The organism is Longimicrobiaceae bacterium, from assembly GCA_035696245.1.
Lineage (GTDB): Bacteria > Gemmatimonadota > Gemmatimonadetes > Longimicrobiales > Longimicrobiaceae > DASRQW01.
Genome location: DASRQW010000327.1, coordinates 1 through 10,783, shown reverse-complemented (window position 1 = coordinate 10,783; position 10,783 = coordinate 1). Strand labels below are relative to the sequence as shown.

The 10,783-nt window shown below is 69.0% G+C and carries 7 protein-coding genes; 5 read left to right on the top strand and 2 right to left on the bottom strand.

Features of this window, described 5'->3' with window-relative positions:
* Positions 1–665: 665 nt before the first annotated feature.
* Both VFE05_15230 and VFE05_15225 read right to left on the bottom strand, forming a co-directional pair.
* Complete coding sequence (locus VFE05_15230) at positions 666–1,043, bottom strand: prepilin-type N-terminal cleavage/methylation domain-containing protein (GenBank protein ID HET6231425.1); 378 nt, start codon at positions 1,041–1,043, stop codon at positions 666–668.
* A gap of 568 nt (positions 1,044–1,611) precedes the next feature.
* Complete coding sequence (locus VFE05_15225) at positions 1,612–1,989, bottom strand: prepilin-type N-terminal cleavage/methylation domain-containing protein (protein ID HET6231424.1); 378 nt, start codon at positions 1,987–1,989, stop codon at positions 1,612–1,614.
* 311 nt (positions 1,990–2,300) lie between these two features.
* Here VFE05_15225 and VFE05_15220 point away from each other — a divergent pair, with 311 nt between their 5' ends.
* From VFE05_15220 to VFE05_15200, 5 genes are all read left to right on the top strand, one after another.
* Complete coding sequence (locus VFE05_15220) at positions 2,301–3,326, top strand: NAD(P)/FAD-dependent oxidoreductase (GenBank protein ID HET6231423.1); 1,026 nt, start codon at positions 2,301–2,303, stop codon at positions 3,324–3,326.
* A gap of 4 nt (positions 3,327–3,330) precedes the next feature.
* Positions 3,331–4,089: an SDR family oxidoreductase gene (locus VFE05_15215; GenBank protein HET6231422.1), complete on the top strand. Its 759-nt coding sequence runs from the start codon at positions 3,331–3,333 to the stop codon at positions 4,087–4,089.
* A gap of 531 nt (positions 4,090–4,620) precedes the next feature.
* Complete coding sequence (locus VFE05_15210) at positions 4,621–6,957, top strand: PBP1A family penicillin-binding protein (protein ID HET6231421.1); 2,337 nt, start codon at positions 4,621–4,623, stop codon at positions 6,955–6,957.
* A 597-nt stretch (positions 6,958–7,554) separates the two neighbouring features.
* The gene (locus VFE05_15205; protein ID HET6231420.1) at positions 7,555–8,418 is read left to right on the top strand and encodes a hypothetical protein; all 864 of its coding nucleotides are present in this window, start codon (positions 7,555–7,557) and stop codon (positions 8,416–8,418) included.
* 635 nt (positions 8,419–9,053) lie between these two features.
* A partial coding sequence (locus tag VFE05_15200) for a vanadium-dependent haloperoxidase (GenBank protein ID HET6231419.1) occupies positions 9,054–10,783 on the top strand: 1,730 nt, incomplete at its 3' end.

The following is a 10,783-nucleotide window of genomic DNA, read 5'->3' as shown; positions in this document are numbered from 1 at the left end:
CGAGCACGCCGTAGGCTTCCGCCTGCTTGGCGCCGGCGGACACCTTGCTGAACTTCGGAATCGCGATCGCGGCCAGGATGCCGATGATCACGACGACGATCATGAGCTCGATGAGCGTGAAGCCCTTGTTGTTGCGGACGTTCTTCATGGTACGGCTCCCGGAGAGAAGATTGGGGGACTCCAGCACCGCTGTGCTGCTGGCCTGGGGTAAGGCAACGCACATACCAGGTCCATGGGCGCCCATAAGTCGTTGTAAATGCTTGCGATATAAATCACTTACGCGTTCGCGTAACGCTCCAGGAAGGCGAGCTTTGCAAGCTTTCAGGCAGAATGCATCCATCACGCGGCCCGGCGAGATCTGCCGCGCTCGCGCCGGTGCTCATCCGCCGGCTCGTCGTCCTGCGACCGGGACGGCATCGCATCGCCTCGGTCGCGGTCCGTCCTTTCAGTGACCGGCAGTGCATCCCCGCATCTTCCGAATCTCCTTCGAACAGATCGACAGCAGGTGCCCGGCGGCGTCGTGAGGGGAAACGAAAAAGCCGCACAACGGTGGCGCGGCGGCTGTTCGGAGACCGGAGGTGAGGATGGCCCTGCCCGGAACGAAGAACCGGGAGCCGGACGAATCCGGCTCCCGGTCATGGAGCGTCAGCCGAAGCGAGCCAGGCTCAGCTCTCGACGTCGGTGCCGGTCACGCAGTTGCGCGTGATGGTCTTCACGCCCGCGGTCGAGCCGGCGCTGTTCGGCGTGGCGACGGCCGAAGCCGCGGTGGCGCTGCCCGTCGACGTGAACGTGTAGTACTTGGCGCTCGGATCCGCCCAGCCGGTCAGCGTGCCCTCGGAGGCGGCGTAGGTGTCCTTGGCCTCGAAGTACGACTTCTGGAGACCGCAGATCTGCGCGAGCACACCATAGGCTTCGGCCTGCTTGGCGCCGGCGGACACCTTGCTGAACTTCGGGATCGCGATCGCGGCGAGGATGCCGATGATCACGACGACGATCATGAGCTCGATGAGCGTGAAGCCCTTGTTGTTGCGGAGGTTCTTCATGGTGCGACTCCCGGAGAGAAGAGAAGGGGACTCCAGCACTTGCCGTGCTGCTGGCCTGGGTTAAGGCAACGTGCATACCAGATGCGGCGATGCGGGAAATTCCGTGCAAACGCTGGGTTTGCGAACGTTCGGGCACGTTGCGGAGCGGGTTGATGAGGGGGGCCTTTGCATGCTATCTGGCAGAATGCATCCATGCGCGCGGCACGAGCCGGCGGCCCGGTGAGCTGTGCCGTGCTCCCGCATCCGTGATCGCGCCGGTGTGCATCCGCCGGTTCTTCTCGGCGCGGCCGGAACGGAATCGCGCCGTGTCGCGGGCCTTCCGCCGAGCCCCGATGCTCCGCGCATCGCATCTCCCGAATCTCGTCCACCCATCTCCTGCATCGCAGTCGAAGGACATCGGAGACGGATGCTCGGCGTCAATCGGTGAAGGGGAAAACGAAAAGCCGCCCAACGGCGGCGGGGCGGCTGTTCGGGACCGGAGGTGAGAATGGCCCGGCCCGGAACGAAGAACCGGGAGCCGGACGAATCCGGCTCCCGGTCATGGAGCGTCAGCGAGAGCGAGCCAGGCTCAGCTCTCGACGTCGACGCCGGTCACGCAGTTGCGCGTGATGGTCTTCACGCCCGCGGTCGAGCCGGCGCTGTTCGGCGTGGCGACGGCCGAGGCCGCGGTGGCGCTGCCGGTCGACGTGAACGTGTAGTACTTGGCGCTCGGATCCGCCCAGCCGGTCAGCGAGCCCTCGGAGGCGGCGTAGGTGTCCTTGGCCTCGAAGTACGACTTCTGGAGCGAGCAGATCTGCGCGAGCACACCGTAGGCTTCGGCCTGCTTGGCGCCGGCGGACACCTTGCTGAACTTCGGGATCGCGATGGCGGCGAGGATGCCGATGATCACGACGACGATCATGAGCTCGATGAGCGTGAAGCCCTTGTTGTTGCGAACGTTCTTCATGGTGTGGCTCCCTGGAGGGTGAGGGGGTCATCAGCACTGTCGCCGTGCTGCTGGCCTGGGTTAAGGCAACGCGCATACCAGCGTGCGGTGTATGTTCAAGTGTTTGTAAATAAACGGTTTGCGAGATGCGGCGCGCTGCCGGCCTCGTGCTCCGCCCTGCGATCTTGCAAGGATTCCTGCATCCTGCACGACGGCCGAATGCGGGCGGCACGACTTGCGGCGGCACGCACCCGCGTCTATATGAAGCCGTGCGCCGGGGGCACCTTCGCGCCCGCCCGGCAGCCCCCCATCATCCCAACCGGACCTTGAGCGTGAGCGAAGCGAGCATCACCGACGTCACCGTGATCGGAGGCGGCCCCACGGGGCTGTTCGCCGCCTTCTACGCGGGCCTGCGCGGCGTGTCGTGCCGCATCGTGGACGCGCTGCCGCAGCTGGGCGGGCAGCTCATGGCGCTGTACCCGGAGAAGTACATCTTCGACGTGGGCGGCCTGCCCAAGATCCTCGCCAAGGACCTGGCGAACAACATGATCGAGCAGGGCACCCAGTTCGGGCCCGAGGTGGTGCTGGAGGCCGAGGTCGAGAGCCTGGTGCCCGAAGACGGCCACATCCGCCTGGTCACGCGCCAGGGCGAGTTCCTCACCCGCACGGTCGTGATCACCGCGGGCAAAGGGGCACTGAACCCACGCGTGCTGGAGTGCCCGGGCTGGGACGAGCACTACTCGCGCGAGGGCGGCGTGCACACCCACGTGCGCCAGCCGGAGGACTTCCGCGGCAAGAAGGTGCTGCTCATCGGCGGCGGCGACAGCGCGGTGGACTGGGTGCTGGGGCTGCGCGGCGTGGCCAGCGAAGTCACGCTCATCCACCGGCGGCCGGAGTTCCGCGCGCACAAGGCGAGCGTGCAGGAGATGTGGGCGGCGGCCGAGCGCGGGGAGGTGAACGTGCGCACGCCGTACGAGACGCGCGCCATCGTGGGCGAGGGCGGCTGCGTGACGCGCGCGGTGCTGCACAACAACGACACGGCCGAGGAGCAGGAGCTGGAGGTGGACGCGGTGGTGGCGCTGCTGGGCTTCAAGCCGGACCTCGGCCCCATCTCCACCTGGGGGCTGGAGCTGGAGAAGAACACCATCAAGGTGTCCCAGCTCATGGAGACGAACATCACCGGCGTGTACGCGGCGGGCGACGTGGTGCACTATCCCGGCAAGCTGGAGCTGATCGCCACCGGCTATGGCGAGGCCGCCATCGCCGTGAACAACGCGGTGCACTACATGAATCCCAAGGCCCGCACGGCGCCCGGCCACTCCACCAACCTGAAGATCTTCAAGCAGGACGACGAGTAGCGGGATGACCTCCTCCGTACGTCCGCCGCAGCGGGACCTGGGGGGCCGCGTCGCGCTCGTGACCGGCGGCGCCGTGCGCGTGGGCCGCGCCATCTCTCTCACGCTCGCGGGCGAGGGAATGCGCCTGGTCGTGCACTACAACTCGTCTGCCGAGGCGGCGGAGGCGCTGGTCGCGGAGGTGCGCGCGCAGGGTGGGGAAGCGGTCGCGCTCGCCGCCGACCTGGCGGACGGGGAGGCCGTGGAGCGGCTGGCTCGGGAGGCGGAGGCGGCGTTCGGCGGGGTGGACGTGCTGGTGAACAACGCGTCGGTCTTCCCGCCCGAGCGGCTGGAGGAGACCGGCGCGTCGCTGTGGGACCACACGATGGCGGTGAACCTTCGCGCGCCCTTCCTGCTCACCCGTGCGCTTGCGGCCACGCTGCGGGCGCGACGCGGCGTGGTGGTCAACATCGCCGACCTGGCGGGGATGCAGGCGTGGGAAGGCTACGCAGCGCACTCCATCTCCAAAGCCGGCCTCATCCACCTCACCAAGGTTGCCGCCCGCGCGCTCGCCCCGGAGGTGCGTGTGGTCGCCATTGCCCCCGGTACGGTCCTCCCCCCCGAGAACCTCGGCGAGGACGAGGTCCGCCGCCTCGCCGAGCGCGCCCCCCTCCGCCGCAACGGCTCGCCGGACGATGTCGTAGCCGCGCTTCTGTACCTCCTCCGCGCCGATTTCGTCACGGGTGACACGCTGGTGGTGGACGGTGGGCGGCTGCTGCGGAGCTAACGGTCGCGGGCAGGTAGCGTTCTGCGACGTCCCGTCATCCACCAAGCGGTGGAGATCTAATCGATTACCTCGAAGGTTGTTGGGGACGTGGTCGAAGTTGTCGATCCGGAAGATGTCGTTACTCCGAAACCACCGGCGTCACCCGATTGCTGTCGGTGCAGCCCCGAGCGGAACGGTGGAGCTGAGCAGGAATTCCGGGCACTGACCGGTGCTCTTCCGCGCCGCGGACATGAAGTTCGTCAGTGCGCTGATGATGTAGTCCGCTCTTCCGGGTCGGAAGGAGATCGCCGGGCCTCGCATCTCGCGGGTCCGGTGTTTCGCTTCCCGGGCGGCTTTGCCACCATCGTGGATCCTAACTTCCGGCTTCCGGGCGCGCGTGGCACGCTCAATCAGCCTCTGCTCGCCAGACGTGACGCGCACGGCCGTTCTGCGACGCGATTGCGGGACAGGAACATCGTCGTTCTCTTCCTGTACGAACCGCCCGCACCGCGCCGTGACCGGCGCGCTCCTGAATCGAATCCAGCATCCCTGATGGCTACAGCTCCCAAGCGTCCCGCAGCATCCGCCAAGCCACGCGCCCGCAAGCCAGCCCCGAAGAAGAAGGGCGGAGGCGGGCGCCGCTTCTTCCGCTTCGTGCTGGCGTGCTGCGGCATCGCGCTGGCGGGCGGGCTGGCGGTGCTGGCGTACCTGTGGCCGCGCTGCTCGGGCGCGGCGTGCCCCAACGTGGCCGCGCTGCGCGACTACACGCCCCCGCAGGCGAGCGCCGTCTACGACGCGGACGGGCGCGTGGTCGCTCGCCTGGCCCCGGAGCAGCGGACCGTGGTGCCGCTGCGGCAGATACCCGCGCGCGTGTCCGGCGCCTTCCTGGCGGTGGAGGACAAGCGCTTCTACCAGCACCACGGGGTCGACTGGCGGCGCGCGGCCGGCGCCCTGGCGCGCGACATCAAGACGCTGCGCTACAACCAGGGCTTCAGCACCGTGACCATGCAGCTCGCCCGCAACGTCTTCCCCGAGCAGCTCACGCGGGCCAAGACGCTGCGCCGCAAGCTGTGGGAGATCACCATCGCGCGGCGGATCGAGAAGGCGTTCGGCAAGGACGAGATCCTGGAGCTGTACCTCAACCAGATCTACCTGGGCGAGGGCCTGTACGGTGTGGAGGCCGCGGCCGAGGGCTACTTCGGCAAGCCCGCCGCGCGCCTGTCGCTGGCCGAGTCCGCCATGCTGGCGGCGCTGCCCAAAGCGCCCAGCTACTACAGCCCGCGCCGCAATCCCGAGGCGGCCCTCCGGCGCCGGAACGTCGTGCTTGGGCTGATGGCGGACGCGGGTGTCGTCACGCCGCAGGAGGCGGAGCGCGCCCGCGCCGAGCCGCTGCGACTGGCGCCGCCGGCCGAGGCGGGCGGGGCGGCACCGTACTTCGTGGCCGCCGTCCGGCAGGAGCTGCGCGACCGCATGGGGGCCGACGCGGAGCGGCAGGGGTTGCGCGTGTACACCGCGCTCGACCGCGGCATGCAGTCCGCCGCCGAGGCGCAGCTCGTCCGGCAGATCGCCGCGATCGAGAGGGGCGCGTACGGCCGCTGGCGCCACGCGTCGTGCTCGGCCGGAAAGCAGGTGCGGCCGGACCAGTGCCTCCAGGGCCTGTTCGTGGCGCTGGACCCCAACACCGGCGACATCCGCGCCCTCGTGGGCGGGCGCGACTACGCGCTCAGCCAGTTCGACCGCGTGCGGCAGGCGCGGCGGCAGGCGGGCTCGTCGTTCAAGCCCATCGTCTACGCCGCGGCCATCGCGGCGGGGATGCCCATCTCCACGCCGCTCGTGGGTCCCGGCGCGCAGGACGTGGTGGAGGGCGCGGGCGGCTACCGTCCGGCGGACCACGTGGCCGACAGCGTCACGCTGGACATGCGCGGCAGCCTGCGCGTATCGTCCAACCGTGCCGCCGTGGCCGTGGGCGAGCGGGTCGGCACGGGGCAGGTGGTGGAGCTGGCCCACCGTATGGGCATCACGACCTCCATCAAGGCCTATCCGTCCACCTTCCTCGGCGCGGCAGACGTGATGCCGCTGCAGATGGTGGCCACGTACGCCGCCTTCACCAACGGCGGCACCGCGGTCGCGCCGCGCCTCATCCGCCGCATCACCGATGCGCAGGGGCGGGTGCTGTACGCGGCAGACACGCAGCGCCACTATGCGCTCTCGCCGTCCGTGGCGTTCCTCACCAACTCGCTCATGCGCGACGTGGTGGACCACGGCACCGGCATCGGCGCGCGGGGGCCGGGCGGGCTGCCGTGGAACGTGCCGGCCGCGGGGAAGACGGGGACCACCAACGAGGCGGCCGACGTCTGGTTCATCGGCGTCACGCCCGACGTGGTGGCGGGCGTGTGGCTGGGCTTCGACCGGCCGCAGTCCATCCTGGGCGACGCGTCCGGTGGCGGGCTCGCGGCGCCGGTGTGGGGACGGGTGATGGGAAGCTGGTACAAGGGCCGCCCCGTGCCGGCGCCGTGGGCGGTGCCGGCGGACGTGACCACGCGCCGCATCGACGGCGAGTCCGGCCAGCTCGCCACTCCCGCGTGCCCGGCAGAGCACGTGCGCGACGAGTTCTACCAGCAGGGCACCGAGCCCACCCAGGCGTGCCCGCTGCACCCCGACACGCTCCCGGCCGCCGACGGCATCGTGGGCACGGTGGTGCGGGGTATCGGCGACCTGCTCGACGGATCGGCGCCGGACACCACGGCAGATGGCACCAGCGGCGACGGCAACGCCCCGCAGCCGGAGTCGCCCGCCCCGCCGCCCGCGCGCGTGGTGCGTCCGGTGCCGCGCACCGTCCCTCCGCCCCGTCTTCCGGCGGCCCGTCCCCCTCTGTCGCCGCGTCCGTAGGGGCTTCTTCTCTTCTTTTCGGGAGACGGAGAGCCGTTCGCGGCGGGCCGCTCCGGAGCCGGTCGGCGATACGGCCTGCCGCCCGTCTCCTCCGCGGGGTCGGCGAGCCTCCTCCTCCGGCCAACGATACCGCCTGTTGGCCTCCGTCCGGGGTCTCCCCGCCCGCGGCGGGAGCCTGCCGATCAGCGCGCGCCGAGAGCGTGGCGCCCGGCAGTCTCCCGCCGCTTCAGTTTTAGGGCACTGCCCGCAGCCGACGCTCGCATCGCTCATATCGCGCCCTGGTGGCCTGCTGGTATCTCCACGAGGGCGTCCCTCCGTGCATCTCCCGGCGACCTTCTCACCCCATCGAGCTGCCGATTCTGATCTCGTAATTCGTCAGCAGTCTTTAGCAACAACCGAGTCATACCTGGCAGAACCACCGCAACGCCTCGACTGAGCCTCTGAGCACCGCGCCCGACGCTGTACGTGACGAGCGGCATCTTCTCACGTTCGAACGCAAATACGTTTTACGCCAAGAATAATTGACAGATGGAAGACATTTGTTTTTCTTCCATTCACCGCGTTGTTCCACCCATCCCCATCCGCCGGAGCTCCAAGATGCTTCATCAGTTACGAAGGCTGCTGCTCACCGCCGCCGCGCTGGGCCTGACCATGGCCGCCGCCGCCTGCGACTCCCCGACCGCGCCCCACCGGCCGCTGCCCCGGCCGGAGATGACGGGCACGAGCGCATCGGCGCTCATCGCGGCGACGCCCACCACCGTGGTGGCCGACACGCCGAAGCCGGTGGACATGTACTCCGACTCGTTCATCTGCAACGTGTCGTCGCAGTGCCCGGGCACGGGCAAGGACACCATCACCGAGACAGGCGGCACCAAGACCCCGCTGCGCACGCTGGGCACACCGGCGCGCAAGACCATCACCGTGGGCGGCGTGACCTACACGTTCGACGTGAGCATCTGGGACAAGGTGAACATCACCGGCGGCGACTTCGTGGGCGTGATCAAGAAGAACGGCACGTTCGCCGGCTACTGGGGCCACTGCTATTTCGGGGACGGCGTGAACGCCTGGTATACCACGGTGGAGGGCGGCAAGACGCTGGTGCACTGGGTCAACTCGCACGGCGACACCACCAACACCGAGACGTACCACTACGTCTACGACCCGTCCACGGGCAAGCTGAAGATCTACCACCGCCTCAACGGCGCGGCGGGCGAGACGCTGATCTACGACGGCCCGCCCATCCAGCACGCCCGCAACCTCAACCCGCCGGATCCGGCGCCGGGCAAGCCGGCGTGGACCGGCGAGAGCCAGTTCGACAGCACGGTGCCCGCCACCACGGGCGGCACCACGGGGACGACCGGCGGGACCGGCACGGCCACGCCGACCACCGGCACCACCAGCCCGACCCTCTCCACAGACACTGCGCACCTCGCCACCACCACCACGGCGATGGCGGCCTGATCGGCGCGTAGGTCCGAACGCAGGGCGGCGGCCCGGCTCATCGCGAGCCGGGCCGCCGTCGTTGGTCCGTCGGATTCGAGGCCAGCACGCTCATTGGACGCGATCAGCACTTACGAGAACACGCATCGGCGAGTCGCATCATCGACTCATCCGGGGTACACCTTTCCAGTCGTATTCATTTAACCACTCGCTCAGCACAAACTCGCCGCGAGTTCATCTGCAACGAGCAGAACCATCAGATGAAAGTTACCCGGAAGAGCGAATCCATTCAATGAAATCTAAGCATTCTGTCCATTGGGAAAGTGTTCGAGAACTGCGGGAACTCTCCCGTGTGAGGGGGTAATGTAAGTTGGAGGGCGCTTCGGATGCGCCGGGAAATGTACTATCCGTTCAGCTTTCCCTCCGCTCTCCGCCCTTCCGCCCCGGCGGAACTCTCCGCCGCCGCGTCCTGCCCAATCCTCCCCCAAGGCAGGTGCACCATGGCGTTCCCGTGCCCCCCACGCAGCCTTCCCGCGGCATGCAACCCCGGCCCCGGCTGCACCACCGACCCGCCCACCTCCACCGCCTCGTCGTGCCCCACGGGGTGCGAGCTGGGCCCGTGCAGCCCGGAGGAAAGGGCGGATCTCAGCCGTGCCGTGCGAGCGGCCGCGACGAACGAGTCGGTCTCGCCCCGCAGCCACCCGTGCAACTGCGATGAGATCGAGTTCCAGACCAGCTTCCCCAACCGCTTCATCGGCAGCTTCACCAAGGGCCTGCCGCACAACGCGCTGGGCGAGGTGATCGGGGCGGAGTACTGCAAGCTCCTGAGCGCCCTCGCCACGGCCAACCCGCTGCTGTTTGAGGGGGTGGCGCTGGGCTGCTGCCCCAGCTGCACGCCCACGATCCCGTCGGGCGTGCCGTCGGCGCTGGAGTGCCGCGTGCGAAGGCGGACGCTGGACGACCCGCAGTCGGCGTTCGCCTTCGACCTGGAGGGCTTCGACTCGCACGCGCTCTGCCTGCCGCCCGCGCCCAAGTTCAACAGCGCCGAGGAGATCTCGGAGATCGCGGAGAACTACTGGATGTCGCTGGCGCGCGACGTCCCCTACACGCAGTACGCCACCGACCCGCTCATCAACGCGGCGGCGGCCGACCTGGCGGGGTACAGCTGCATCTTCGCCCCCACCGACGCGCCCAACCTCTTCCGCGGCTTCTCGCCCGGCAGCCAGGTGGGCCCGTACGTCTCGCAGTTCATGTACATGGACACGCCGTACGGCGCGCAGCTCATCCCCGGGCGCATCCGCACGGTGCAGCCGGGGATCGACTACGTCACCGCGTACAAGGAATGGCTGGCGGTGCAGGACGGGTGCGACCGCGAGCAGTCCGCGTGCGACGACGTGCCCCGCTACATCCGCAACGGGCGCGACTTCGGGCAGTTCGTGCACGTGGACCTCACCTTCAACGCCTTCCTGAACGCCGGCCTCCAGCTCCTCTCGCCCGACGAGCCGCTGCGCCGCTGCGAAGCCGGCCCCGGCCGCGCCGTGGAGTTCGCGCGCTGCTTGCCGTACGTGAACCCCGCGACGCCGTTCGAGCAGCAGTTCCCCGGCAAGTCGGCCAACCAGAACGGCTTCGCTACCTTCGGCCCGCCGCACCTGGTCTCGCTGCTGCTGGAGACAATGAACCGCGCGCTCAAGGCGGTGTGGTACGAGAAGTGGGCCGTGCACCGGCGCCTGCGGCCCGAGGAGTTCGGCGGGCGCATCCACAACCAGATCATCGGCGCGGCGGCGTACCCGTTCCACGCGGCCAACTTCGCGCGGCTGCAGACCACGATCCTGCCGCTGATCTTCAACCACAACCTCCAGCAGAACGCCAATCTGCGGCGCTTCCCCGAGGGCGGCACCTACCTGCTGCCGCAGGCGTTCGCCGAAGGCTCGCCCATCCACCCGTCGTACGGCGCGGGGCACGCCACGGTGGCCGGCGCGCTGGGCACCATCCTCAAGGCGTTCTTCGCGGGCGAGCACCTGATCCTGAACCCGGTGGTCCCCACCGACGACGGCACGGCGCTCACGGCCTTCAACCCCAGCGGCGACACCGTGCTCACCGTGGAGGGCGAGATCAACAAGCTGGTGGACAACATCGGCCTGTCGCGCAACTTTGCCGGCGTTCACTGGCGGAGCGACCACACCGAGTCCATCCGGCTCGGCGAGGCGGTGGCCATCAGCATCCTGTGCAACCAGCGGAACACGTACAACGAGTCGTACGAGATCCGCTTCCGCCGGTTCGACGGCACGTTCGTGCGCATCCGGCCGGGCCAGGTGTGCCCGGAGACGGTGGAGGGCGACCCGGGCACGTGCCAGCGGACCCGCACGTCGTTCCTCTGCACCGGCAC

Bases quoted from the DNA above. Each gene is read 5' to 3' on its own strand.
- VFE05_15205 (HET6231420.1), top strand. From the start codon at position 7,555: ATGCTTCATCAGTTACGAAGGCTGCTGCTCACCGCCGCCGCGCTGGGC.
- VFE05_15230 (HET6231425.1), bottom strand. From the start codon at position 1,043: ATGAAGAACCTCCGCAACAACAAGGGCTTCACGCTCATCGAGCTCATG.
- VFE05_15215 (HET6231422.1), top strand. From the start codon at position 3,331: ATGACCTCCTCCGTACGTCCGCCGCAGCGGGACCTGGGGGGCCGCGTC.
- VFE05_15225 (HET6231424.1), bottom strand. From the start codon at position 1,989: ATGAAGAACGTTCGCAACAACAAGGGCTTCACGCTCATCGAGCTCATG.
- VFE05_15210 (HET6231421.1), top strand. From the start codon at position 4,621: ATGGCTACAGCTCCCAAGCGTCCCGCAGCATCCGCCAAGCCACGCGCC.